Genomic DNA, 25,200 nt, shown 5'->3' on the forward strand with positions numbered 1-25,200 from the left:
ACCATCCGCTCACTTTCCACAAGCGCCAAAAAGACCGGTTACGCAAAGCTCTCCGTAGGGAGAGGGCAGGGTGAGGGGTCGGCCGTTTGACGTTTCGGCTGTGACCTCACCGCGACCGCGCGACTAAGTATGCGCGCAACTGGTCCAGGGGCCTACACCTCACCCCTACCCCTCTCACCGAACTCGGGCCTGCCCGAGTTCGGCATTCAAAGTGTCGAAGTCGGGTAGACCCGACTTCGATGCAGGAGAGGGGATCCCGCGCCCCTCAATACAGCGTCGCCTTCACCCGCTCCGGCAGCGCCTTGTCATAGGCTTCGCCGTCGAAGGTCTCGACCGTGTCGTTCTTCTCAGTGATCGCCCGCAGGATCTGTCCGGCGCTCGGCAGGCTGCGCTTGTCGACCTGTGCTGCCGGGTTCCAGAGGTCGGCGCGGACCACTGCGCGCGAGCACTGGAAGTAGACGCTCTCCACGGCGACCACGATCACGCAGGCCGGCAGCTTGCCGGCCATCGCGAAGCTCGCGCAGAGCTCGGGATCGGTCGAAAGCGTCGCCGTGCCGTTCACGCGCAGCGTTTCGCCGTAACCGGGGATCAAAAAGAGCATTCCGATTCGATTGTCGAACAGGATATTCCTCAACGAATCCAGACGGTTATTGCCTCTTCTGTCCGGAATCAGGAGCGTTTTCGCGTCCCGGAGTCGCACGAAGCCCGGCATATCCCCACGCGGTGAGCAATCCAGACCGTCAGGACCATTGGTCGCGAGCACGAAAAATGGCGAGGCGGCGATCAGCGCACCGTAATTCGCATCGACGCGATCGATCTCCTTGGCGACCGAGGCCGGGGCGATGGGGTTGGGATAAAGTGCCGCAAGGTCATCGGGGCAGGTGAGGATGTGGTCGGTCATGCCAATCTCCATGGTTGCAATAGTCTAGACTATTGCAGATGGGCCGTCACCCCGGCTTTACGTCGGCCGGAGCCATGCCGCCTCAGGACAAGGCCCGTGCGATCGCCTGGGCCAGGCCGGCCGGATTCTCCCAGGCCATCGAATGCCCGGCCGCCGGTATGATGGCGACGTTGACGTCGAGCCGCGGAAGATCCTCCGCATCGCTGCTTGGAAGAGTAGCCTCTCCGAACAGGACGCAGCGCGGCTGCGGCAGATCTGCGAGCACCTCACGCCAGCTCGGGGTGCTGCCGGCGACCAATGCGCAGGCCCCGCGATGCGCCGCGTAGGGAGCACTGATGGCGAGCGACGCGGCCCAGATATCGTTGCCTTCGGAGCGGCTGGCCTGGACAAGTTCGTCATGGCCGCGCTCGATATAGTCGCGCTCGGTCATGGCGGCGATACGCCGGCTGAAAAAGCCCCCGCCAGGCTCCAGATTGGGCTCGCCGAGGACGAGCCGCCTGAGGCGCCCACCCAGCATCCGTGCCGCCGTGATGGCCACTGCCCCGCCCATGCTGTGGCCGAACAGATCGAGCTCGGTCAGCCGCAGATGCTCGGTCAATGCCACGATGCTGCGGGCATGGTCCTCGATGGTGTAGCCGAACCCGGTCGGTCGATCGCTGAAGCCGGAGCCCAGAAGGTCGACCAGGAGCATGCGCCGCCCCCGCAAGGCGGCGTCCGCCGCGACGCTCGGATAGTCGCAGGAGGAGGCGCAGCCCAGCCCATGGATGAAGAGAAGCGCGGGGCCTTCGCCTGCGATGTCGTGATAGCGCAGCTCCGCATCGGCGATTGGAACGGTGAAAGACTTCATAAACGGACCCCCGGATGGCCGCGGGAGATTGCAGCGGCTCGCATCATGGATCTGTCAGCATTGCATCCGGCTCCAGAGCAATTTCCGATTCAGCTGGGTCGCTCAATTGCTCTAGCCCATTGTTTTAACGCGTATTCTTCACGCGAGCCGGTAGCTGCTTCGCTCGAAACCGCTTTCGCGTGCGGACAATAAAAAACGCCCCGCATCCTGCGATGCGGGGCGTCTCGTTTCACGTGAATCGCGCGCTGCTTACTCGGCGGCGCCGCGCTCGCGGCTCTTCTCGGCGTCGCGAGCGGCCTTGAGCTTCTCGGTCAGATCCTCGCCGGTCTCCTGGTCGACGACCTTCATCGAGAGGCGGATCTTGCCGCGCTCGTCCTGGCCGAGGAACTTGACCTTGACCTTGTCGCCTTCCTTGACGACGTCCGAGACCTTCTGGACGCGAGCCGCGGCCAGCTCCGAAATATGGACCAGGCCGTCCTTGGCGCCGAAGAAGTTCACGAAGGCGCCGAATTCCATGATCTTCACGACGGTGCCGTCATAGATCATGCCGACTTCGGCTTCGGAGACGATCGACTTGATCCACTTGATCGCGGCTTCGATCGACTTGCCGTCGGCCGAGGCGATCTTGATGGTGCCGTCGTCCTCGATGTTGACCTTCGCGCCGGTCTTCTCGACGATTTCGCGGATGACCTTGCCGCCGGAGCCGATGACTTCACGGATCTTGTCGACCGGGATCTTCATCGTCTCGATGCGCGGGGCATACTCGCCGAGCTGGCCGCGCGAGACCGAAAGCGCCTTGTTCATCTCGCCGAGGATGTGGTCGCGACCGCCCTTGGCCTGGTCGAGGGCGACCTTCATGATCTCCTCGGTGATGCCGGCGATCTTGATGTCCATCTGCAGCGAGGTAATGCCCTCGGCCGTACCGGCGACCTTGAAGTCCATGTCGCCGAGATGGTCCTCGTCACCCAGGATGTCGGAGAGCACCGCGAAGCGCTCGCCTTCCAGGATCAGGCCCATCGCGATGCCCGCAACCGGTGCCTTCAGCGGCACGCCGGCATCCATCAGGGCAAGCGAGGTGCCGCAGACGGTGGCCATCGAGGATGAGCCGTTAGACTCGGTGATCTCCGAGACGACGCGGATGGTGTAGGGGAACTCCGACTTCGCCGGCAGCATCGGGCGAATGGCGCGCCAGGCGAGCTTGCCATGGCCGATTTCGCGGCGGCCGGGCGAGCCCATGCGGCCAGCTTCACCAACCGAATAGGGAGGGAAGTTGTAGTGCAGCAGGAAGGTTTCCTTGTAGGTGCCTTCCAGCGAGTCGATGAACTGCTCGTCGTCGCCAGTGCCCAGCGTGGTCACGACCAGGGCCTGCGTCTCGCCGCGGGTGAACAGCGCCGAGCCGTGGGTGCGCGGCAGGATGCCGGCTTCCGCGACGATCTTGCGCACGGTCTTGAGATCGCGGCCGTCGATGCGAACGCCGTCGTCGAGGATGGTCCAGCGCACGACCTTGGCCTGGGCTTCCTTGAACTGGCCGCCGACCTGCTCCTTGGTGAAGGTGGTCTTGCCGTCCGGCGTCTCGGAGATCAGCGAGGCGACCTTGGCCTTGGCGGCGTCCAGCGCCTTGTAGCGCTCGGCCTTGGTCCTGATCTGGTAGGCGGCGCGGATATCCGCATCGACCAGCTTGAGAACCGCGTCGAGAACGACGGAGTTATCGGCCGGAACGTAATCGCGCGGCTCCTTGGCGGCCTTCTCGGCCAGGCGGATGATCGCGTCGATCACCGGCTGGAAGTGCTTGTGGCCGAACATCACGGCGCCGAGCATGATCTCCTCGGAGAGCTGCTTGGCCTCCGATTCAACCATCAGAACGGCGTCGGGCGTGCCGGCGACGACGAGGTCGAGCTGCGATTCCTTGATCTCGTCGACCAGCGGGTTGAGCTTGTAGGCGCCGTCGAAATAACCGACGCGGGCCGCGCCGACCGGGCCCGTGAAGGGCACGCCCGACAGCGTCAGAGCGGCGGAGGCGGCGACCATTGCGACGATGTCGGGGTCGTTTTCGAGGTCATGCTGCAGCACGGTGCAGACGACCTGCGTCTCGTTGCGGTAACCCTCGACGAAGAGCGGGCGGATCGGCCGGTCGATCAGGCGCGAGACCAGCGTCTCTTTTTCGGTGGGGCGGCCTTCGCGCTTGAAATAACCGCCGGGAATGCGGCCGGCGGCGAAGGTCTTTTCCTGGTAGTTCACGGTCAGCGGGAAGAAGTCGATCCCGGCCTTGGGCGACTTGGCGGAGACGACGGTGGCGAGCACGACGGTCTCGCCATAGGTCGCGAGCACGGCCGCATCGGCCTGGCGGGCGATCTTGCCGGTTTCGAGCACGAGCTTGCGCCCGCCCCAGATCAGTTCTTCGGTCTGTACATCGAACATGGATTTGTCTTTCGGATCGGATGCGACCCGGCCGGTGTCTCCGGCCCATGAGCAAGACGGCGGAAAGCTCGGGTTTTTGTGAAAATATGCGCCCGAGCGCTCGGCGATCCTGCCATGGACATCGAGGACGCCCGGCGGGTCATGCGGGAAGGCCGCCCCTTGCGGCCCCCGCGATGAAATCAGGACGCCGCCCCATTGCGGCAGATCCTGGAAAACCGCCCGGAGCGATGTCGCACCGGGCGTGAAGCAGTCAGCGCTCGATCAGCGGCGGATGCCGAGCTTCTCGATCAGGCTCTTATAGCGCGGCTCGCTCTTGCTCTTGAGATAGTCGAGCAGCGAACGGCGCTGCGAAACCATCTTGAGCAGGCCGCGACGCGAATGGTTGTCCTTGACATGCGACTTGAAGTGGCCGGTCAGGTTGTTGATGCGTTCCGTCAGGATCGCGACCTGGACTTCCGGCGAGCCGGTGTCGTTCGGCTTGGTGGCGTGTTCCTTCATGAGCGCAGTCTTGCGCTCGGCAGTGATCGACATCGTGAGATCCTCATATTGGGGTTGATCTGGCGGGCCAGGCCGGGATGTCGTCCAGCAAGGTCCGAAGCCCGCAATCGCTCTCATCGAGGAGAGGATGCGCAGCCGGCTTTCACGCCGGTTGGCTGGGCATATACACGAAACGGCGGGAAAGGCTAGCGCGACGCGGTTCCAGCCAAATCCGGCTCGGCACCGCGGTCATAGCGCCGCTGCGCCTCCTCGACCGTGCCGATATGGGTTTCCGCCCAGATCCTCAGGCTGTCGACGGTCACGGCCAGCGTCCGGCCAAGCTCGGTCAGCGAATATTCGACCGTGACCGGCACGGTCGGGAAGACCTCGCGGCGGATGAGGCCGTCGCGCTCGAGGCTCTTCAGCGTCTGCGACAGCATCTTCTGTGAGATCGCCTCGATACGCCGGCGCAGTTCGTTGAAGCGCAGCGTCTCATGTTCGAGCAGGATCAGGATCAGCACCGCCCATTTGTCGCCGATGCGGTCGAGCACCCGCCGCGTCGGGCATTGCGCGTCGAAGGGGTTGGGGCGCTGCAGCATGCGGGTTTCCTGAAGGTGACCATGTCTCGCGAAAGTGCCTTCTTTACGGAAGGAAATGGGCGAGCCATCTAGGTTCCATTGGAGTGGTAGTATCCATCAGATACTGGAAAAACAGGACCGTGTCATGACAATCGCACTCATCGGCGCCACCGGCTTCATCGGCTCGCGCATTCTGTCGGAGCTGGTCTCCCGCGGCCATAAGGTCACGGCCATTGTCCGCAATCCGGAGAAGGTTCCGGCGCTGGCGGGCGTTACCGCCGTGAAGGGCGATATCTTCGATAAGGACGGCCTCGCCAGGTTGCTTGCCGGCCATGAGGTGGTGATCAGCTCCGTCCACTATCTGGCGAGCGATGCGGACGCGCTGCTCGGGGCCGTGAAGCAGTCCGGCGTCAAGCGCTACCTCGTCGTCGGCGGCGCGGGCAGCCTTGAGGTCGCCCCTGGCGTGAAGCTGTTCGATACGCCCGATTTCCCGGCGATCTACCATGCCGAGGCCAAGAAGGGTGGCGCCTATCTCGAGATCCTGCGGCAGGAGACGGCGCTGGACTGGAGCTTCCTGTCGCCCTCGGCCGTGATCGCACCCGGTGAGCGAACCGGAAAGTTCCGTCTCGGTGGCGATCAGTTGCTGGTCGACGGCGGCGGCAACAGCGCGATCTCCGCCGAGGATTTCGCGGTGGCGCTGGTCGACGAGCTGGAGAAGCCGGCCCATAGCCGCGAGCGATTCACGGTCGGTTACTGAAAAATGTGCGGTTACTGAAAAAACGAGGGCCGGCGCCACCCCGCGCCGGCCCTTTTTCATGCGGCGCTGCGCGCGCCCGGCCTGATGAAGCGATGGTCGCCCAGCGTGAGAATGCCGCGGCGGGTCTCGCCGATCGCCGTGCGGCCGGTATCGCCCTCGAAATAGAGGCGCGACCCGTCGACTTCGTAGCGGCCGCGATAGATGTCGCGACCCGCATGGAGCGTCTTGCCATAGCGGCCGTTCGGCAGGAGCGAGAGCCGGGTCGCCCCGTCATCGGCGACCCAGACGCCCATCATGGCGCGCTCGGCGGCGTTGGGCTGCATCAGGGCTTCGAGGTCGATCTCAAGCGGGCGGGTTGCGTTGGCAGCGCGGATGGATCCGGTGAGCGCGCTGAACGCGGTGAGAACGCGGTTGAATTGCATGGCTTGCTCCTGTGTTTCGAGCGGCCACCTAATTGGGCCAGTGCGAGGAGATGAATGCCGCATGCGGGCTCGCGGGCGATAGACCGAAGCGCCGCAAGGATTGCCTGATCCTCCGTGAGTGCTGGCATAGGGTCGAAGGAACCGCCAATTCATTGTATGAAAATCCAGACGCTGGCGTCCGCCTGATAGGCGCCAGCCCTATGATGGAGCGGTTGGATGCGGCAGGCGGATGAACTGGCGGCGTTGCTCGGCCGCCTCGTGACCTTGGATGGCGTGCATCAGACAGCGATCCCGCGGCTTGCCCTGATCCGCTCCAGCCAGCCGACCGAGCCGATGCATGGGCTGCATCTGCCGGCGCTGTGCATCATCGTGCAGGGCCGCAAGCAGGTCATGCTGGGCGAGCAGATCTATCTCTACGATCGGACGCATTACCTCGTCGTCTCCGTCGATCTGCCCATCATCGGCCAGGTGGTGGAGGCCAGCACTGAGGAGCCCTATTTCTCTGTGCGGCTCGATCTCGATCCCGTCCAGCTCAGTGCGCTGATGCTCGAAAGCAAGCCCAACGCGACCAAGCCCGGCGAGGGTGGTCATACCGGCGCCGGCCCGGGCCTTGCCGTGAATCCGGCAGCGCCCGAACTGCTCGACGCCATGCTGCGGTTGGTCCGGCTGCTGGAGACGCCGCATGATATCGCGGTTCTCGCGCCGCTGGCCGAGCGCGAGATCCTCTACCGCCTGATGAATGGAGAACAGGCGGCCCGCCTGCGCCAGATCGCGACGGCGGAAAGCAAGTTGCAACAGGTGAACAGGGCCATAGGCTGGATCAGGCGCAACTACGACAAGACCTTCAGCATCGAGGCGCTGGCGTCCGAGGCGAGCATGAGTCCCTCGGCGCTGCATCAGCACTTCAAGGCGGTCACCGCGATGAGCCCGCTGCAATACCAGAAGCAATTGCGCCTGCAGGAGGCGCGACGGCTCATCCTGGGCGCGGCGCTGGATGCCGCCTCCGCCGGTTTCAGGGTCGGCTATGAAAGCCCGTCGCAGTTCAGCCGCGAATATCGCCGGCTCTTCGGCGCGCCGCCACTGCGGGACGTTGCAAGGCTGCGCGGCGCGTCAGCCTTGGAGATGGTTGGAGCCTGAGGCTGCGCTCAGGCCTTCCCCCGTCTCAGAACTCCTCCCAGCCGGCGTCATTGGCGCGGCCGTTGACGGCGCGCTTGGCCGGTGCGGAGGCCCGCGCCGGGGCAGGGGCGGATCTGGCTGGAGCTTCCGCCCTGGTCTGTCCGAAGGCAGCCTCGGCGAGCTTACGCAGGCGTGCGGGCTCCGAGCCATGCCCAGCCGGGGCTGCCCTGACTGGCGCCGGGGCGTAGCTGGCCGATGAGGCGGTCGCGCTTTCAGGGCCGGTCCTGAAGGCGGCGACGAGGTCGTTGAGCTGGACGATGCGGCCCGAGAGCGACCCGGCCGAGGCCGCGCTCTGTTCGGCGAGCGCCGCATTGGCCTGCGTCATCTCGTCGAGATGGGCGACAGCCTGGCTCATCTCGTCGATGCCGTTGGCCTGCTCGCCCGAGGCTGCCGAGATCTCGGCGATGGTGGCCGCGACCTTTTGCGAGGCGGCCAGGATCTGGGTCAGTGCGTCGCCGGCCTGGCGCACCAGCTTGACGCCCTCGCCGACCTCGCTGTTGGACGAGGAGATCAGGCCGGAGATGTCCTTGGCGGCAGCGCCCGAGCGCTGCGCCAGCGTGCGCACCTCGGAGGCGACCACGGCAAAGCCCTTGCCGGCATCGCCGGCACGTGCGGCTTCCACCGCCGCGTTCAGCGCCAGCAGATTGGTCTGGAAGGCGATGTCGTCGATCACCCGGATGATGTCGGAGATCTTCTGCGAGGCGCTCTCGATGCGCGCCATGGCGTCGACCGCCTGGCCAGCGATCACGCCGCCCGACTGGGCCGCCTGCATCGCGTCATTGGCGATGCCGGCTGCGTCCTTCGAGGCCTGGGCCGAGGCCTTGACCGAAGCTGCGAGCTCCTCGGTCGTGGCTGCGGTCTCCTCCAGCGACGAGGCCTGCTCTTCCGTGCGCTTCGACAGATCATCGGCGCCCATGGTGATCTCGCGGGCGGCCAGGCCGACATCCGCCGAGGTTACCTGGATCGTGCGCACCGTCGTGGACAGGCGGTCCACCGTCTCGTTGATCGCGCCCTTGAGCTCGGCGAACTTGCCGCGATAGGCGGTCTCGATCCGGGCGGTCAGGTCGCCGCCCGCAACCGCGTGCAAGGCGGCGGCGAACTCGCTCGTGGCGCTGTCGACCACCGCATTGATCTCGTTGATCCCGGCGACGAGCTTCTGCATCTGCTCGTCGGCCTGGTCGATCTGCAGCCGCGCCGAGAAATCACCCGACGCCGCAGCCGCGACCACATCGCCGACATCGGAGACCACAGCCTCCATCGACTGAGCCCGCGCCAGGCGAGTGGCCGAGGCTGTGCGCTCCGATTGCTCGAGCTCGCGCATCTTGACCAGATTCTCATGGAAGACCGACAAGGCGCTCGCCATCGCCCCGATCTCGTCCTTATGGCTGATCCGCGGCAAGGCGGTATCGAGATCGCCCTTCGCCAGCTGCGTCATCGCCGTCGTCATCTGCGCGAGCGGGGTGGTGACGCGCGAGCGCACCACGACATATCCGGCCATGGCGATCAGCAGGCTGACGAGCAGGATCGCGCCATATGTCAGGAGTTCGGAAAAGGCCTGATTCGCGGTTGCATTCGCTCCTGCGATGGCCCGATCCAGCGCCGTATTGGCGACGGCCGCGATGGTTTCGAGCGCGGGCACGATCTCGCCGCGCCACTGGTCGACTGACATGCTGGGCTTGCTGCCGGTGGTCGCCTGGGCGACGAGCTTCTCACGCATCTCCTTGACCGGGCCGGAGAAATAGGTGGCTTGGCCCGTGGCGATGGCGGCCTTGATCACCGGGTCGGTCTGGGCGGTGTCGGCCATGTCGCGCAAGGCCTGCCAGCTGGCCAGCGCGCTGGCGTCATTGCTGAACAGGATGCGCGTCTCCTTCGCGTCGAAGGGGCGCTGCTGCGCCGTGATCGTGCTGACCATGACGCCGGATGTGCCAGCATAGGTGCGCGTCGCCCAGGAGAGCGCGCGCGCGACCACGAGTTCGGTCAGGGCCGGATTGAGCGCGCGGATCTCGCTGTCGACGGCCAATGACGCCTTGTCGAGGCTGACCAGCAGCTTCTCGCCGACAACGAGGATGCGCTCGGGCATCTGCTTGTCGCGGCCCTCTACCGGCAATTTGAGGTCGCTTTCGACGCTCTCGCGCAGCTTGCGATTCTCGTCATAGATGGCGGCGAGGTCGCGCTGGAACGGGGCGAGAGCCGGGCGGTTCGAAGCGGTGAATATCGAATTCGCTTGTGCGATGGCGTCGTCGACTTGCTTGCGCCGCTGCAGATAGGTGGCGATCGAGGACTGGTTCTTGTCGCTCGGCAGGATGACGGCGCTCTGCATCGAGGCGCGCTCGAGACGGAAGGCGCCGAGCGCATCGAACAGGTTCCGGTTCAACCCCGCCAGCCCGACAACTTGCTGGGACACGCCGTAGCGCTTGTAGGTGGACCAGATTTCCTGGAGCGTCAGGCCGCCGGTCATCAGCGCCATCGCGCAGATCAGGCCGATCAGGATATGCCTGATCGACAGCTTCGAAGTCGACAAAGTCATGTGCGGCCCCCGCTCGCCCCGGCCGCGTGCTTTCTGGCGCACGGCAACTGGATCAAATTGCCGCAGAAGCCTTGAAATAGTGTTTACGCTTGATTTACCAACCTATGCGTGCAGTCGATTCCAAACGAATTCACAGGTTGAAGGCGCGGTGCGGCACAAGCTTGCCATTGTCGATCGAGCCGGTCGCGATCGCCGCCGACGCCACCCTATTTCGCGACGCCCTGCGTCATCCCGGCGATGAACTGGCGCGATAGCACGATGTAGACCAAGGTGATCGGCAGCGCCGCGATGGTGAGCCCGGCGAACAGCATGCCCCAATCGGTCGCGTACTCGCCGATGAATGCGGTCAGGCCCTGTGGCAGCGTCTTGCGCGCATCGCTCTGGATGAAGATCAGCGGGAAGAAGAAATCGTTCCAGACCGGCACGGCATTGTGGATGCCCGCGATCACCAGGGGCGGCTTGCACAAGGGCAGCATGATCGACCACATGATGCGCGGCTCGGAAGCGCCGTCGATGCGGGCGGCATCCTCGAGTTCGCCCGGTAATGTGCGCAGGAAGCCCGTCATGATGAAGACGGTCGAGGGCAGCCCCATCGCAACATAGATCAGGATCAGCGAGAGCCGCGAATCGATCAGCCCGAGCCCGTTCATCTGGACGAAGAGCGGGATGATCGCGAGCTTCAGCGGCAGCATCAGCCCGGCGAGGAAGACCAGGAAGATCGGCGTCGCCAGCGCAAACCGGTAGCGTGCGATCGCATAGGCCGCCATCGTTCCCAGCACCAGGATCAGCGCGACCGAGACGCCCGTGACCAGGATCGAATTGCCGAGATAGCGCAGGAAGTTGGCTTCCTCGACGATACGGACGAAATTGTCTGTATTGCTGAAATCAGGCGGCGCGAAGGGTCTGGCGAAGATCTCCGCCGTCGGCTTGAAGGCGGCGAACACCATGATCACGATCGGGTAGAGCATCAACGCCGAGTTCAGGATCAGCACGAGCTGGACCATGCCGGCGCTGGCAAGATCGGCGGGACGAGCGAGCCAGCGCGTCACAGTGCGATCTCGCGTCGGCGCAGACGGATGGTTGCCGCCGTCGCGACAGCCGCCATGAACAGGAAGAGCAGTGTCGCCAAGGCCGAACCATGACCGAAATCCTGAACGCTGGCGCTCTGGTTGCCGAAGGCGAGGCGGTAGAACACGAGGCCGAGCACATCGGTCGAACCGAAGGGCGAACCTTCGAGACCGGTCATCAGATAGGGCAGCTCGAACCAGTTGAAGGCGCCGATGAAGAGCAGGGTAAAAGTCACCGTCGCGCTCGGCGCCGCCAGCGGCCAGACGATGCGGCGCAGAACCTGGATCTGGCTCGCTCCATCGAGTTCCGCGCTTTCCAGCACTTCGCGCGGAATGCGCTGCATGCCGGCAAGGAAGACCAGCGTCGGGAAGCCGATCCAGTGCCAGGCATTGGCGAAGATCAGGGCGGCAAGCGCGGTGCGGCTATCGCCGAGCCAGGGCAGAGCGAGGTTGCCCAGCCCCGCTGCATTCAGCGCGCCGTTCACAGCGCCGAAATTCGGATGAAGCAGCAGCTTCCACAGGAAGGCGACGATCACGCTCGACAGGATGACCGGCAGGAAGACCGCGACCCGGTGAAAGCGAAAGCCGAAGGGTTCGCGGTACAAGAACCAGGCAAGCAGGAAGCCGCCGCCGTTCTGCACCACGAGCAGGGCCGCGAGCACGATCAGGTTGTGTCCGAAGGCGCGCATGATCGGCTGCGCGTAATGCGGCTTCGTGAACAGGTCGACGAAGTTTTCAAGCCCGACGAAGGCCTCGCGCGACAGGCCATGCCAGGAGAAGAAGGCATAAGAGAACGCTGACAGGATCGGATAGACCACGAACACCGCCATCACCGCCAAAGGCGGCGTGACGAGGAACGTCACCCAGACCCGGTGGCGGGTAGCCGAACCCACATCCGGCATGGCTCAGCTATTTCTTGAACGGCGCATAATAGGTCGCGATGCCCTTGGTGATCTCGGCACCGACTTCAGCGGGCGTCGTCTGCCCGGCGAGCATCTTCTGCACGCCTGCTTGCAGCAGCACCGAGCCGGAGGGCTCCTGGTAGCGGAAATGCACCAGCATGAGGTACGACATCGCGCTTTCGTTGAGCTTCATCACCTGCTGCACTGCCGGCGCCTCAGCTCTGACGCCTTTGATCGGCGAGACGTTCTGCAGAGTGCCGCTCAGCATCGTCCCGAACTCTGGCGTGCCGAGCCAACGCACCAGCTTCAGCGCCGCCTCCTTCTTCTCCGTCCTGGCGTTCACGGCATAACCGCCATCGTAGAAAACGGCGACGAGGGGCGGCTCGCCAGCCTTGGCGGGCGGGGACGCGAAGACGCCAAGCTTGAGGCGCGGATTCTGTTTTTGAAAGGCCGCGACCTCGAAGGAGCCGCCGGCAAACATCGCCGCGCTGCCGGCGGCGAAGAGCTGCTGCGACGAGGCGTGGTCGATGCCGGAGAAATTCGGCGCGAAATAGTCCTTGAGCTCGTTCAACTTGGTCAGCGCGCCGACGAAGCGCGGATCGGTGAAATCGGCCTTGCCCGAAAGCAGATCGGCCTCGAACCCCTTGCCGAGCAGGGACGAGAGCAGCGCCTGAACGATGGTCTCGTTCTGCCAGGCTGTGGCGGTGCCGTTGGCGAACGGCGTCACACCCTTGGCCTTGAGCGCCTTGCACAGGGCGACGAGTTCGTCCCAGCTTCCGGGCGGGGTGACCCCGTGTTTGGCGAAGAGTTCGGTGTTGTAGACCACCAGCATGGTCTGCGAGGCGAAGGGCAGCGCGTAGACCTTGCCGTCGGCGCGCAGGCTCTCGGCCGCAAGCGCCGAATCGGGGAAATTGGCGGTTTCGGGCGCGTTGGCCTTGTCGAGCGCCATGAGATAACCGGGCTTGGCGATGCTCTCGAGATTGCCATAGGCCCGCACCTGCATCACATCGGGCCCGCGTCCTCCCGCTAGCGCCGTCGACAGGATGGTCTGGTAGTTGGCGGGCTCGAAGCCCTCAAACCTGACCTTGATGCCGGGATTGGCCTTCTCAAACGCCTGGAAGAACATTTGATAGACCGCGCGATCCTCCTGACGCCAGGTCCAGAAGGTCAGCTCCGTCTGCGCGGAGGCGATGCCGGAGAGCCCGCCGACAAGTGCGACAGCGGCCGCGGCGACGATGCTGAGACGGCGAGTGATCGCGATCATCGTTTTCATCCCCTGACGTCGGGCCGCATCTGGTCGCGCAGCGCCGGCTCTATGGTCTCTAACAGGTCTGCCCGCTCCAATCTATTTTGGCCGCCGGGCCGATGCAATCGTGATTCAGGGCGGGGCGCAACAAGACCAGTTCGAGACCACGAACGCCGCCGGAAACGCAGCGCCGCCAGAAAGGGACCGGAAACTACAGGTTGAAGACGCGATGTGGCACCAGCTCGCCATTGTCGATCGAGCCGGTCGCGATCAGTACGCCGCCCGAGGTCGCGTAGACGGCCTGCGCTTCGACCGGTGCATCGCGCCCGCGCAGCAGCACGCTCTGGCCGCGCTTCAGGCGCAGCGCCGCATCGCGATGGACGACGATCTCAGGAATCAGTGACAGCGCGGTCTTCACCGGCAGGAGTGCGGCGGTCGCCGCCTCCGGGCTCTCGCGCAGGCTCTCGACGCTGGCAGCATCTGCGACGCTGAACGGGCCGACGCGGGTGCGGCGGAGATGGGCGACATGCCCCAGGCAGCCGAGCGCCAGGCCGAGATCGCGCGCGATCGCCCGCACATAGGTGCCCTTGCCGCATTCGGCCTCGAAGGTCGTCGTCTCGGCGCTGTGGCTGACGATGCGCAGCGCATCGATCTCGACGGGCCGCGCCTGCAGCGTCACCTCCTCGCCCTCCCGGGCGAGATCATAGGCGCGCTCGCCAGCGATCTTGATGGCGGAGTATTTCGGCGGCACCTGCTGGATCGTGCCGGTGAAGCGCGGCAGCAACGCGGTGATCGCGGCTTCCTCCGGACGGGTTTCCGAGGTGGCGATGACTTTGCCCTCGGTGTCGTCGGTATCGGTCTGAGTGCCCCAGGCGACGGTGAACTGATAGGCCTTCCGCCCGTCCATGACGAAGGGAACGGTCTTGGTCGCCTCGCCGAGTGCGATCGGCAGCAGGCCCGAGGCGAGTGGATCGAGCGTACCGGCATGGCCGGCCTTCTTGGCCGAGAAAGCGCGCTTCACCACGCTGACGGCATGGGTCGAGGTCATGCCGACGGGCTTGTCGAGCACGACCCAGCCATGCACGTCGCGCTTTTTCGGGCGCGGCGCAAAGCTGCGAGCTTCATCCTGTGCCGGCAGGGCGGCGTCTTCGGCAGTGGCGACCTCACTCATCGTCCTGCCCTCCCTCATCCTGGTTTGGGTTGTCTTGCTGGATCCGCAGCGGCTGCTTCAGAATGTCCCGGCGCACCTTGTCGGAATAAAGCAGCGCATCGACGCGCTCGGCCTCGGCGAAGCTCTGATCCTGCAGGAAGCGGACATCGGGCGCGTATTTCAGGTTCACGCGATGGGCGATCTCGCCGCGGATATAGCGCTTATGGTCGGTCAGCGCCTTCAGAACCGGCTTCACGTCGCCGCCGCCGAGCGGCATGATGAAGCAGGTCGCCAGCTTCAGATCGGATGAAAGGCGCACCTCGGGCACGGTGATGACGTGCTTGGCGAGGACATCGTCATGGATGTCGCCGCGCGCGAGCATCTCGGCGATGGCGTGGCGGATCAATTCGCCAATGCGCAACTGCCGCTGCGAGGGGCCGGAAGGTTTTGCTGGTCTTGCCATGGTTCTCGTTCTCCGGGATCGGACCGGATTAAACGCCATGGCCGGGTTTGACCCGGCCATCTCTTGAAGGATGAGGCGCTGGACGGCGCTCTTTTCGTCACGAGATGGTCGGGACAAGCCCGACCATGACGCGCTTCCCTGGGGAAGCGGCTGCCTTACAGCGTCCGCTTGATCTCTTCGACGCGATAGCACTCGATGACGTCGCCCGGGCGCATGTCCTGGTAGTTCTCGAAGGACATGCCGCATTCCTGGCCGGCGACCACTTCCTTGGCGTCGTCCTTGAAGCGCTTGAGCTGGGCGAGCTTGCCCTCGTGAACCACGACATTGTCGCGGATCAGGCGGACATTGGCGCCGCGCTCGATCGTGCCGTCGGTGACGCGGCAGCCGGCGATCTTGCCGACCTTCGAGACCGCGAAGATCTCGAGGATCTGGGCGTTGCCGAGCATGGTTTCGCGCAGGGTCGGAGCGAGCAGGCCCGACATCGCCGCCTTAACGTCATCCACGAGGTTGTAGATGATGTTGTAGTAGCGGATCTCGACGCCGGCACGTTCGGCCGCCTCGCGCGCTTCCTTATGGGCGCGCACGTTGAAGCCGATCACGGCCGCGCCCGAAGCCTGGGCCAGCGTGATGTCGGATTCGGTGATGCCGCCGACGCCCGACTGCAGCACGCGGGCGCGCACCTCGTCGTTGCCGACCTTCTCGAGCGTGCCAACGATGGCCTCGACCGAGCCCTGCACGTCACCCTTGACGACGAGCGGGAATTCCTTGCGGCCGGCGCCTTCCTTGAGGTCGCGCATCATGTCGGCGAGCGAACGGCCCGCCGCGGAGCCGCCGCCGCGCGCGGCGATGCGGTCGCGCTTCTGGCGCTCACGGTAATCGGTGATCTCGCGGGCGCGCGCCTCGGATTCGACCACCGCAACGCGGTCGCCGGCCTCAGGCGTGCCGTTGAAGCCGAGCACCTCGACGGGAAGCGAAGGGGGGGCTTCCTTGATATGAGCCCCGGTGTCGCCGATCAGGGCGCGCACGCGGCCCCATTCCGAACCCGCCACGACGATGTCGCCGGTGCGCAGCGTGCCGCGCTGGACAAGCACGGTCGCGACCGGGCCACGGCCGCGATCGAGCTTGGCCTCGATCACGGTACCTTCGGCCGGCCGGTCGGGATTGGCCTTCAGGTCGAGCAGTTCGGCCTGCAGCGCGATGGCTTCCAGCAGCTTGTCGAGGTTCTTGCCGGTCTTGGCCGAGACCTCGATCTCCAACGTCTCGCCGCCCAGTGTCTCGACCTGGATCTCGTATTGCAGCAGTTCCGAGCGGACCCGCTCGGGGCTGGCGTCGGCCTTGTCGATCTTGTTGATCGCCACGATCAGCGGCACACCGGCCGCCTTTGCGTGATTGATGGCCTCGACCGTCTGCGGCATGACGCCGTCATCGGCCGCGACCACGAGCACGACGACGTCGGTGACCTTGGCGCCGCGGGCGCGCATCGCCGTGAAGGCGGCGTGACCGGGCGTGTCGATGAAGGTGACCTGTGCGCCCGACGGCGTCTTCACCTGATAGGCGCCGATATGCTGGGTGATGCCGCCGGCCTCGCCGGTAACGACATGGGTCTGGCGGATCGCGTCGAGCAGCGAGGTCTTGCCGTGGTCGACATGGCCCATGATGGTGACGACGGCCGGACGCGGGAGAAGGGTGTCCTCCGGATCGGCTATGTCGAACAGGCCGCCTTCGACGTCGGAATCGGCGACGCGCTTGACCGTGTGACCCATTTCCTCGGCCACGAGCTGGGCCGTGTCGGCGTCGATCACATCGGTGATCTTATGCATCGCGCCCTGCTTCATCAGCAGGCGGATGACATCAACGCCGCGCTCGGTCATGCGGTTGGCGAGTTCCTGGATGGTGATCGTCTCGGGAACGATCACCTCGCGCATCACGCGCTCCTTGGCGACGTCCGAGGCGCGGTGCCCGGTCATGCGCTGGACGCGCCGGCGGAAGGCCGCGACCGAGCGCGTGCGCTCATCGTCGCCGCCGGTCGCGGTCGACAATGTCAGGCGGCCGCGCGGCTTCTCACCGACCTTGGGAGTTTTTGGCGCGGGCACGGGTGCGCCCCGCGGCGGACCGCCGGCAAAGCCGCCGGGACGACGGAACGCGGGACGCGCCTCGCTATCATCGGGACGGCTGCGCGGCGCTGCCGTGGAGGGAGCCTGGCGCGTGGGCCGGGTGATGGCTGGCTCGGCCGGTGCAGTCGTATCGACCGGGCGCGGCGGGCGTGGGGTGTCGAGGCGCGGCGGACGCGAATCCAGACGGGGCGGTCGGGCGCCGATATCGCGCATCGGCGTACGCGGGGCGAAATCGGGACGCGGACCGGAAGGGGCCGGACGGGGCGCCTGGGCGTAAGCAGGCGCCGGGGCTGCCGGCGCAGCCGCCGGGCTGTCGCCCTGCGGAGCGGGCGCGGCATCACGCGGCGGCTGGGGGGCTGCCGGACGCGGAGCCTGCTGCTCCTCGTTCATGCGCTGGCGTGCAGCGCTTTCGGCGCGGCGCTTGTGATCGTCTTCCTGGCGGCGACGCTCTTCTTCCTCGCGCTGGCGGGCGAGGGCGGCTTCGCGCTCCTGGCGTTCGCGTTCGATCACCGCGGCGCGCTGGCGCGCTTCATCCTCGGCGATGCGGCGGGCTTCCGCTTCACGGTCGCGCGAGTCGGAGAGTGCGCGCTGGCGGGCGTCCTTCTCGTCTTCCGAGAGCGTGCGCAGCAGCATGCTGCCGGCGGGCCGCGTGACGGGAGTAGGTGCCGGAGGAACCGGGCGCGGCGCAGCCTGCTGGACCTGAGGCTGAGGGGCGCGCGCGATCGGCGCCTCCTTGATCTCGGGGCCGCCTGCGCGTCGCTTGACCTCGACGACGACCTGCTTCGAGCGCCCATGCGAGAAGCTCTGCCGGACAGTGCTCTGTTCGACAGGACGCTTCAACGTCAGGGTCTTCGGGGGGCTGACCGTCAAGGTCTTATCGCCCGGGGTCTTGGTATCGCTCATTCCGCGTTCGGTCCTGCCGGTTCGGTCGTTTGTTCGTCTAAGGGGTCGGAGTGCGCCGGGTGGTCAGGCTCCGTCGCACCGACATCGTCCGTCCTGTAGCGGACGAGCCGACGCCAGCGGAAGAGGAAACCCTCGGCCGCCGGACCCGGAGCAAGCGCCGCATGTATCACATGTGCCCGCCCCAACGCCAATTCCAAATCCGTCGCCGCAAAAATTGCGACGACAGGTGTCTTTCGTACCTTCAGACCTGCGCCTTCACGGGCAATTTCGGCCCGCTTCAGGGCTTGTCCGATCTTGCGGCGGCCATCTTCGGCGCCGTCGCTGGCTTCGATCACCGCTGCGCAGCGACCAGATCCGATCACGGCCTCGACCTTGGCGAAGCCGCTCGAGACCAGTCCGGCCTTGTTGGCCATCGCCAGAGCCTGCAGCGCATCGCGTAGCATCAGGCTGTCGATCATCGCGACCAGATCGGCCGGCACGGTGATCTTTACCTTGAGCGATCGCTCGAAGGCCTTGCGCTTCACCGCCTCGGTGACGGTCTTGGCGCTCAGGCTCGTCCAGACGCCTCGCCCCGGCAGCTTGCGCCGGAGATCAGGCGTCAGGACTCCGTCGGGCCCGACCACGAAGCGGATCAGGTCGTCGGGCGATTTCACCGCCCGGCTCACGACGCAGCTGCGCTCCGGGCCGTCTTTCCGCGTCTCGCTCTTCGAGACAGCCCGTTGCATCTGCGCGATCCGGCTCAGGCCTCGGCCGATTCTTCGGCGGCGTCCGCCTCGGTCTCTTCGGCAGGGGCCTCGATCCAGCCGGCCTTGACGCGCGCGGCCATGATCATGGCCTCGGCATCCTGGCGGGACAGGTCATAGCCGTCGAGATAGCCGGCATGGCGGGTGGTTTCGCCATCCTTGCGCTCGGTCCAGCCGACCAGATCATCGGTGGCGCAGCCGGCGAGGTCCTCGACGTTCTTCACGTCGTTCTCGCCGAGTGCAACCATCATGGAGGTGGTGATGCCCTCGACCTCGCGCAAGTCGTCCTCGACGCCGAGCGCGCGGCGCTTCTCGTCGAACTCGGCTTCGATCGTGGCGAGATATTCCTGCGCGCGGGCCTGGATCTCGGCGGCGGTGTCCTCGTCGAAGCCTTCGATCGCGGCGAGCTCGGAGGGCTCGACATAGGCGACCTCCTCGACCGTGCGGAAGCCTTCCGAAGCCAGGAGCTGGCCGACCGTCTCGTCGACGTTCAGCGCGTTCATGAAGATCTCGGTGCGCTGCAGGAACTCCTTCTGGCGGCGCTCCGATTCCTCGGCCTCGGTCAGGATGTCGATGTCCCAGCCGGTGAGCTGCGAGGCGAGGCGGACGTTCTGGCCGCGCCGGCCGATGGCGAGCGAGAGCTGCTCGTCGGGCACCACGACCTCGATCTTGTCGGCCTCCTCGTCGAGCACGACCTTGGCGACTTCCGCCGGCTGCAGGGCGTTGACGACGAAGGTCGCGATATCGGGCGACCACGGGATGATGTCGATCTTCTCGCCCTGGAGCTCGCCGACGACGGCCTGGACGCGCGAGCCGCGCATGCCGACGCAGGCACCGACCGGGTCGATCGAGGAATCGCGGCTGATAACGGCGATCTTGGCGCGGGAACCGGGGTCGCGAGCGACGGCCTTCACCTCGACGATGCCGTCATAGATCTCCGGCACTTCCTGGCCGAAGAGCTTGGCCATGAACTGCGGATGGGTGCGCGACAGGAAGATCTGCGGGCCGCGCGGCTCGCGGCGCACGTCGTAGACATAGGCGCGGGCACGGTCGCCGACCTTGAAGGTCTCGCGCGGGATCATCTCGTCGCGGCGGATGATCGCCTCGCCGCGGCCGAGATCGACGAAGACATTGCCGTATTCGACGCGCTTGACCGCGCCGTTGACGATCTCGCCGATGCGATCCTTGTATTCGTCGTACTGACGATCGCGCTCGGCCTCGCGCACCTTCTGCACGATGACCTGCTTGGCCGACTGCGCGGCGATGCGGCCGAAATCGAAGGGCGGCAGCGGATCGGCGATGACGTCGCCGACCTGGGCCGCCGGATTATGGCGCTTGGCCTCGTCGACGGTGATTTCGGTCGCGCCGTTCTCGACGAGGTCGACGACCTGGAGATGGCGGGCGAGGCGCAGCTCGCCGGTCTTGGTGTTGATCTCGGCATGAACGTCTGTCTCGGCGCCGTAGCGCGAGCGCGCCGCCTTGGCGATCGCATCCTGCATCGCATCGACGACGATCTGCCGGTCGATCGATTTCTCGCGGGCGACCGCGTCGGCGATCTGCAGCAGTTCGAGCCTGTTGGCGCTGACGACCATGGCGCTCACTCCTCTTCCGTTGTGTCCTGCGGAGCCTGTCCGGGCTTCTTGCCCGGGCGCGGACCCAGCGATTTTCCCATGCCCTTCTTCGGGCTGGCGATTTCTTCGGCCGGCGGCATCTCGGGCGGCAGGCCCGATTTGCCGCGGCGCAGCGATTCCGTCACGAGCGCGTCGGTCAGCACGAGGCGGGCCTCGGCGATCAGCGACATCGGAATGGCGACGTCGCGCTCCTCTTCCGATTTCGCATCGTCGCGAGCGAGCAGGGCATTGCCGCCGGCCACGCCACGCAAGATGCCGCGAAAGCGCTTGCGGCCGGCGACGACAGCTTCGGTATCGATCTTGGCGAGATGCCCGGCCCAGCGCTCGAAATCGCTCGCCCGCACCAGCGGCCTGTCGATTCCCGGTGAAGACACCTCGAGATGATAAGCGACCTGGACAGGATCATCGACGTCGAGCGCCGGCGAGACGGCCTGGCTGACGGCCTCGCAGCCTTCGACATTCATGGTGCCGTCGGGCCGCTCGGCCATGATCTGGACCGTGCAGCCGTTCTGGCCGGTGACGCGCACGCGCACCAGCCTGTAGCCGAGATCGACGATCGCCGGCTCGACAATGGCCGCCACGCGCGCCGCCACGCCGCTTTCGACGACGAGGCGTGCCTCCTGCTCGGTGCTTGCTGTGGTCTCGTTCATACCTTGGCCGCCTGCATGGAGCTGAATGTCATTCGGCTCCAAACCAACTCACTGGACCATGACATCGCCCGAAAACCGGTTTCCGCTCTATCGCTGACGCGGGTCTTCGGTGCGGCATCATGCTCTGGCCCCGGCAGGGCTTCGGCCAATAAAAAAGAGCGGGCCGGCAGGCCCGCTCTTGATCATCGGCTGATACCGAAACCAGAGCTGTTAGACGCTATTTAGTCCGGCTCGCCAATGCATGCAAGGTCTGGATCGATTGCGGGTCGGGATCGGTCGATCCAGGAAGCCGCGCTTTCTCCGTTCGCGCTAACCGGCTGGTCATTCTTCTCCCCGATAGTGCGGCCGCAGACGTTGCGTGAGGATGCTGCATGAGTTCGGTGAGTGCGCTGTTGCGCGATCTTGAAGCGACGATGACGCGTGGGTCGAATGACGACCGCACTCAGATTCTGGCCCGCCTGACCGACCTCTTCCTCAGCACCGCCGCTGGTATGGAGGAGGACCAGGTCAGCATTTTCGACGTGGTGATCGGCCGGCTTTCGCGCGCCATCGAGGTCCGGGCCCGTATCGAATTGTCGGAGCGGCTCGCTCCCATTCCCAATGCGCCGAGCGGCGTCGTGCGCCAGCTCGCGCTCGACGACATCGCCGTCGCCAGGCCGGTGCTGATCGCCTCCAAGCGTCTCACCGACCAGGATCTGGTCGCGGTCTCGGCCGCCAAGGGCCGTGATCACATGCTCGCCATCACCGAGCGGCCCGATCTCGGCGAGCCGGTCACGGATTTCCTGATTCTGCGCGGTGGTCGCGTCGTCACTCATGCGGTGGCGGCGAACCAGACCGCGCGCTTCTCACGCCATGGCATGGGCGTGCTGGTGATGCGGGCCGTCCAGGACGATGCGCTCCAGGCGACTTTGGGCTCGCGCAGCGACATTCCGGCCGAATTGCTCGATCAGCTCCTGGTCGCCGCCAAGAATTCGGCGCGGCGTCGCCTCACGGCGACGCTGGAGCCCGCGCTTGCCGGAGCGGTCGACATGGCCGTCGAGCGCGGCGCCCAGGCGATCGTCGCCGAAGCGCAGACGCATGACGGCTACGCCAAGATCAACGCGGCGCTGATCGAGATCAACCGGCTCCACGAAGCCGGTCAGCTCGACGAGGCCAAGCTGGTCGAGTTCGCGGCTGCGGGCGCCCTGGAGCATGCGATGTGCGCCGTTGCGGCGCTGGCGCAGCTTGGCCTGCCGGCGACCGAGCAGATCATCCTGGGTACGGACCGTGACGCCGTGCTCCTGGTCGGCCGGGCTCTCGGCTGGTCCTGGGAGACCACGCGCGCGCTGATCGGCCTGCGCAAGGATCTCGGCAAATCGGAGGTCGCGATCGAGCGCGCCCGTCAGAGCTTCCGCACCTTGAACACGACGACCGCCCAGCGCGTGCTCGGCTTCCTCAGGATGCGCGACGCACAGCCGTGAGGTAGCTCGGCACGCGGCCTGCCGCGACGGCCTTCGCCTCGTAGCGCGTGCGGATCCAGCCGGGATAAGGCTTGCGCCAATCATCGGCGCGCTCATCCGTCCAGTCGAAATCGGGCGAGCGGGCGAGCCGCGCCAGCGTCCAGCCGACATAATCGTCGATGTCGCTGGCGAAGCGGAAGCGCCCGCCCGAGCGCAGACAGCGGGCGAACAGGCCAAGCGTGCGTTCGGAGACGAAACGCCGCTTGCGCTGGCGCCGCTTCGGCCAGGGATCGGGATAGAGCAGGTCGATCGCGTCGAGCGCGCCTTCCGGCAGGCGCGGCAGCATCAGTGCAGCGTCGCCGTCCCAGAGCCGGATATTGGTCAGCCCTTCCCGCTCGATGACGGCGAGGAACTTCGCCATCCCGTTGATGAAGGGCTCGACGCCGATGAAGCCGATCTGCGGGCTCTCGCGCATCCGCGACAGCAGATGCTCGCCGCCGCCGAAGCCGATCTCGAGCCGAACCGCCGTCACGGGCTGCGGAAACAACGCCGCCAGATCGGTGATCTCGCCGTCGGGCAGGCGCAGGCGCGGCAATACGCCCTCGATCATCGCATTCTGGCCTTCGCGCAGGGCCTTGCCTTTGCGACGGCCGAAGAAGGCGCGGTCAGGATCGTAGTCGTCGGTCATGGTCATGTCTTTGAATGAGAAACGATTCCACGGAAACGCGCGGTCATCCCGGACAAGCCGCGTAGCGGCGCCGATCCGGGATCCGTGCCGGAACCTTGCTTGTTGAGGCTCAGGCATGGATCCCGGGTCTTCGCTTCGCTACGCCCGGGATGACGGCGGGTGCGGGATGTCCTGTAGCAAAAGCAAAAGGCCGGGGCGATCCGCCCCGGCCTTGTCGATTCACCCGATAAGCGCTGCTCAGGCGACGGCCTTCTTCAGCGCATCGACCAGATCGGTCTTCTCCCAGGAGAAGCTGCCGTCGCGGCCGGCCTTGCGGCCGAAATGGCCGTAAGCCGCGGATTTGGCATAGATCGGCTTGTTCAGGGCGAGATGCGTGCGGATGCCGCGCGGGGTCAGGTCCATGACCTGGCCCAGAACAGCCTCCAGCTTCGCCTCGTCGACCTTGCCGGTGCCGTGCAGGTCGACATAGATCGAGAGCGGCTTGGCGACGCCGATGGCGTAGGAAAGCTGGATCGTGCAGCGGTCGGCGAGCTTGGCGGCGACGACGTTCTTGGCCAGATAGCGCGCGGCATAGGCCGCCGAACGGTCGACCTTGGTCGGGTCCTTGCCCGAGAAAGCGCCGCCGCCATGGGGGGCGGCTCCGCCATAGGTGTCGACGATGATCTTTCGGCCGGTCAGGCCGGCGTCGCCGTCAGGGCCGCCGATGACGAACTTGCCGGTCGGGTTGACGTGCCAGACGGTCTCCTTGGTGATCCAGCCTTCCGGCAGCGTCTCGCGGATATAGGGCTCGACGATCTTGCGGACGTCGGCCGAGGTCAGGCTCTCGTCGATATGCTGGGTCGAGAGCACGATCTGGGTGACGCCGACCGGCTTGCCGTTCTCGTACTTGACCGTGACCTGGCTCTTGGCGTCGGGACCGAGCTTGGCGGCGGAGCCTTCCTTGGCGTGACGGGCCTTGGCCAGCACTTCGAGGATCTTGTGAGCGTAGTAGATCGGCGCCGGCATCAGCTCGGGCGTCTCGCGGCAGGCATAGCCGAACATGATGCCCTGGTCGCCCGCGCCCTCATCCTTGTTGCCGCTGGCATCGACGCCCTGGGCGATGTCGGCCGACTGGGCGTGCAGCAGCACGTCGATCTTGCACTTCTTCCAGTGGAAGCCGTCCTGCTCGTAGCCGATCGCCTTGATCGCCTTGCGCGCGGCCGACTTGACCTTGCTCTTCATCGCCTTCTCGTCGAGCGAGGTGCGGACCTCGCCGGCGATGACGACGCGGTTGGTGGTCGCCAGAGTCTCGCAGGCGACGCGCACCTGGGCCGGGTCCATGCCGGCTTTCGCCGCTTCCTTGAAGAACAGGTCGACGACCTCGTCGGAAATCCGGTCGCAGATCTTGTCGGGATGGCCTTCACCGACGGATTCGCTGGTGAACAGGTAATTCTGGCGTGACACGGTCAGATAACCCTTCGGATGGGGTTGGCGAGTGACCGGCGTGACGACACGATCGGCCGACGAAAACGGGCACCCTCTTTGCAGCGGGCGCGTTCGCCGTCAAGCCGGAAATCCGTTTTTCGGGAGCCTTGTTCGTCAAGACGAACAAAAAAGAGCTAGATCACGCGATTCCGCTGTCTTCTTCCGCCAGCGCCTCGACGAGATCGACGATGCGCCGTCGCACCCGCCCGCTCTTGATGCGTACGAAGGCCTTGGTCAGCTGCACGCCTTCGCTGGTCGCCATGAAGTCGGAGACATAGGCCGTCGAGGCGGCATCGGAGAAGCCACCCGCCGGCATGTCGCCCGTCGGGGCTCCGTCGAAGAAGAAGGAGACCGGCACATCGAGCATCTTGGCGATCTGCTGCAAGCGGCTGGCGCTGATGCGGTTCGAGCCTTTTTCGTATTTCTGGACCTGCTGGAAGGTCAGTCCGAGACCCTCGCCGAGCCTCTCCTGGCTGACTCCAGCGAGCATTCGGCGCATCCGGACACGGCTTCCGACATGGCGGTCGATCGGGTTGGGCACTTTTTTGATCATGGATCGACCACCCTCGGGTCAGTTTTCTTGGAAATCTATCATCCGGCAGGCATGAATTTATTTTAGCAATTTATATGCTTCCAG

General features: G+C 65.6%; 22 protein-coding genes. 3 read left to right on the forward strand and 19 right to left on the reverse strand.

The window, feature by feature from the left end:
- Positions 1–265: 265 nt before the first annotated feature.
- The 5 genes from J2Y55_RS16365 to J2Y55_RS16385 all read right to left on the reverse strand — a co-directional run bounded on the left by J2Y55_RS16365 (position 266) and on the right by J2Y55_RS16385 (position 5,242).
- Positions 266–901: a pyridoxamine 5'-phosphate oxidase family protein gene (locus J2Y55_RS16365; protein ID WP_310155350.1), complete on the reverse strand. Its 636-nt coding sequence runs from the start codon at positions 899–901 to the stop codon at positions 266–268.
- Between the two features lie 82 nt (positions 902–983).
- Entirely contained in the window at positions 984–1,748 is a 765-nt protein-coding gene (locus tag J2Y55_RS16370; protein WP_310155351.1) for an alpha/beta fold hydrolase, read from the reverse strand.
- A 249-nt stretch (positions 1,749–1,997) separates the two neighbouring features.
- The gene (pnp, locus tag J2Y55_RS16375; protein WP_092178472.1) at positions 1,998–4,166 is read right to left on the reverse strand and encodes a polyribonucleotide nucleotidyltransferase; all 2,169 of its coding nucleotides are present in this window, start codon (positions 4,164–4,166) and stop codon (positions 1,998–2,000) included.
- A gap of 261 nt (positions 4,167–4,427) precedes the next feature.
- Positions 4,428–4,697: a 30S ribosomal protein S15 gene (rpsO, locus tag J2Y55_RS16380; RefSeq protein ID WP_069689097.1), complete on the reverse strand. Its 270-nt coding sequence runs from the start codon at positions 4,695–4,697 to the stop codon at positions 4,428–4,430.
- A gap of 152 nt (positions 4,698–4,849) precedes the next feature.
- Positions 4,850–5,242: a winged helix-turn-helix transcriptional regulator gene (locus J2Y55_RS16385; protein WP_404978945.1), complete on the reverse strand. Its 393-nt coding sequence runs from the start codon at positions 5,240–5,242 to the stop codon at positions 4,850–4,852.
- A gap of 124 nt (positions 5,243–5,366) precedes the next feature.
- Here J2Y55_RS16385 and J2Y55_RS16390 point away from each other — a divergent pair, with 124 nt between their 5' ends.
- Positions 5,367–5,978 carry an NAD(P)-dependent oxidoreductase gene (locus J2Y55_RS16390; RefSeq protein WP_310155361.1) on the forward strand — a complete coding sequence of 204 codons (612 nt, stop codon included), beginning with the start codon at positions 5,367–5,369 and terminating at the stop codon, positions 5,976–5,978.
- 56 nt (positions 5,979–6,034) lie between these two features.
- Here J2Y55_RS16390 and J2Y55_RS16395 read toward each other — a convergent pair whose 3' ends face one another.
- Complete coding sequence (locus tag J2Y55_RS16395; protein ID WP_310155363.1) at positions 6,035–6,400, reverse strand: Atu4866 domain-containing protein; 366 nt, start codon at positions 6,398–6,400, stop codon at positions 6,035–6,037.
- Positions 6,401–6,616: 216 nt separating this feature from the next.
- Here J2Y55_RS16395 and J2Y55_RS16400 point away from each other — a divergent pair, with 216 nt between their 5' ends.
- Positions 6,617–7,537, forward strand: coding sequence for an AraC family transcriptional regulator (locus J2Y55_RS16400; protein WP_310155366.1), 921 nt, complete (start codon positions 6,617–6,619; stop codon positions 7,535–7,537).
- A gap of 25 nt (positions 7,538–7,562) precedes the next feature.
- Here the strand turns inward: J2Y55_RS16400 and J2Y55_RS16405 are convergent, their stop codons facing one another.
- The 10 genes from J2Y55_RS16405 to rimP all read right to left on the reverse strand — a co-directional run bounded on the left by J2Y55_RS16405 (position 7,563) and on the right by rimP (position 20,972).
- Entirely contained in the window at positions 7,563–10,103 is a 2,541-nt protein-coding gene (locus tag J2Y55_RS16405) for a methyl-accepting chemotaxis protein (protein ID WP_310155369.1), read from the reverse strand.
- 206 nt (positions 10,104–10,309) lie between these two features.
- A complete protein-coding gene (locus J2Y55_RS16410) occupies positions 10,310–11,152 on the reverse strand; it encodes a carbohydrate ABC transporter permease (protein WP_310155372.1) in 843 nt (280 codons plus the stop codon).
- Positions 11,149–12,072 carry a carbohydrate ABC transporter permease gene (locus tag J2Y55_RS16415; protein ID WP_310155374.1) on the reverse strand — a complete coding sequence of 308 codons (924 nt, stop codon included), beginning with the start codon at positions 12,070–12,072 and terminating at the stop codon, positions 11,149–11,151. The genes J2Y55_RS16410 and J2Y55_RS16415 overlap by 4 nt, the downstream gene beginning before the upstream one ends.
- Before the next feature lie 7 nt (positions 12,073–12,079).
- Positions 12,080–13,336 carry an extracellular solute-binding protein gene (locus tag J2Y55_RS16420; protein ID WP_310155377.1) on the reverse strand — a complete coding sequence of 419 codons (1,257 nt, stop codon included), beginning with the start codon at positions 13,334–13,336 and terminating at the stop codon, positions 12,080–12,082.
- Between the two features lie 193 nt (positions 13,337–13,529).
- Complete coding sequence (gene truB / locus J2Y55_RS16425; protein ID WP_310155380.1) at positions 13,530–14,489, reverse strand: tRNA pseudouridine(55) synthase TruB; 960 nt, start codon at positions 14,487–14,489, stop codon at positions 13,530–13,532.
- Positions 14,482–14,931 (reverse strand): 30S ribosome-binding factor RbfA, encoded by a 450-nt coding sequence (gene rbfA / locus J2Y55_RS16430; protein ID WP_310155382.1) that lies wholly within the window; start codon positions 14,929–14,931, stop codon positions 14,482–14,484. The genes truB and rbfA overlap by 8 nt, the downstream gene beginning before the upstream one ends.
- Before the next feature lie 155 nt (positions 14,932–15,086).
- A complete protein-coding gene (gene infB / locus J2Y55_RS16435) occupies positions 15,087–17,948 on the reverse strand; it encodes a translation initiation factor IF-2 (RefSeq protein WP_310155385.1) in 2,862 nt (953 codons plus the stop codon).
- Positions 17,945–18,673 (reverse strand): RNA-binding protein, encoded by a 729-nt coding sequence (locus tag J2Y55_RS16440; protein ID WP_310155388.1) that lies wholly within the window; start codon positions 18,671–18,673, stop codon positions 17,945–17,947. Before J2Y55_RS16440 ends, infB begins: the two co-directional genes overlap by 4 nt.
- Positions 18,674–18,687: 14 nt before the next feature.
- Positions 18,688–20,283 carry a transcription termination factor NusA gene (gene nusA / locus J2Y55_RS16445; protein WP_310155391.1) on the reverse strand — a complete coding sequence of 532 codons (1,596 nt, stop codon included), beginning with the start codon at positions 20,281–20,283 and terminating at the stop codon, positions 18,688–18,690.
- Positions 20,284–20,288: 5 nt separating this feature from the next.
- Positions 20,289–20,972, reverse strand: coding sequence for a ribosome maturation factor RimP (rimP, locus tag J2Y55_RS16450; RefSeq protein ID WP_310155394.1), 684 nt, complete (start codon positions 20,970–20,972; stop codon positions 20,289–20,291).
- Between the two features lie 371 nt (positions 20,973–21,343).
- Between rimP and J2Y55_RS16455 the strand changes: the two genes are divergently transcribed.
- Positions 21,344–22,432, forward strand: coding sequence for a DUF2336 domain-containing protein (locus J2Y55_RS16455; RefSeq protein ID WP_310155397.1), 1,089 nt, complete (start codon positions 21,344–21,346; stop codon positions 22,430–22,432).
- On the opposite strand, the gene trmB is transcribed toward J2Y55_RS16455, so the two are convergent.
- From trmB to J2Y55_RS16470, 3 genes are all read right to left on the reverse strand, one after another.
- On the reverse strand, positions 22,407–23,099 hold the full coding sequence (gene trmB, locus J2Y55_RS16460) for a tRNA (guanine(46)-N(7))-methyltransferase TrmB (RefSeq protein WP_310155400.1): 693 nt from the start codon (positions 23,097–23,099) through the stop codon (positions 22,407–22,409). The genes J2Y55_RS16455 and trmB overlap by 26 nt on opposite strands.
- Positions 23,100–23,336: 237 nt before the next feature.
- Positions 23,337–24,542, reverse strand: a complete 1,206-nt coding sequence (gene metK / locus J2Y55_RS16465) for a methionine adenosyltransferase (protein ID WP_310155404.1) — start codon at positions 24,540–24,542, stop codon at positions 23,337–23,339.
- 160 nt (positions 24,543–24,702) lie between these two features.
- A complete protein-coding gene (locus J2Y55_RS16470) occupies positions 24,703–25,116 on the reverse strand; it encodes a helix-turn-helix domain-containing protein (RefSeq protein ID WP_092172562.1) in 414 nt (137 codons plus the stop codon).
- Positions 25,117–25,200: the final 84 nt, after the last annotated feature.

It is taken from the genome of Allobosea sp. BE125 (assembly GCF_031456075.1).
In the GTDB taxonomy this organism is placed as follows: domain Bacteria; phylum Pseudomonadota; class Alphaproteobacteria; order Rhizobiales; family Beijerinckiaceae; genus Allobosea.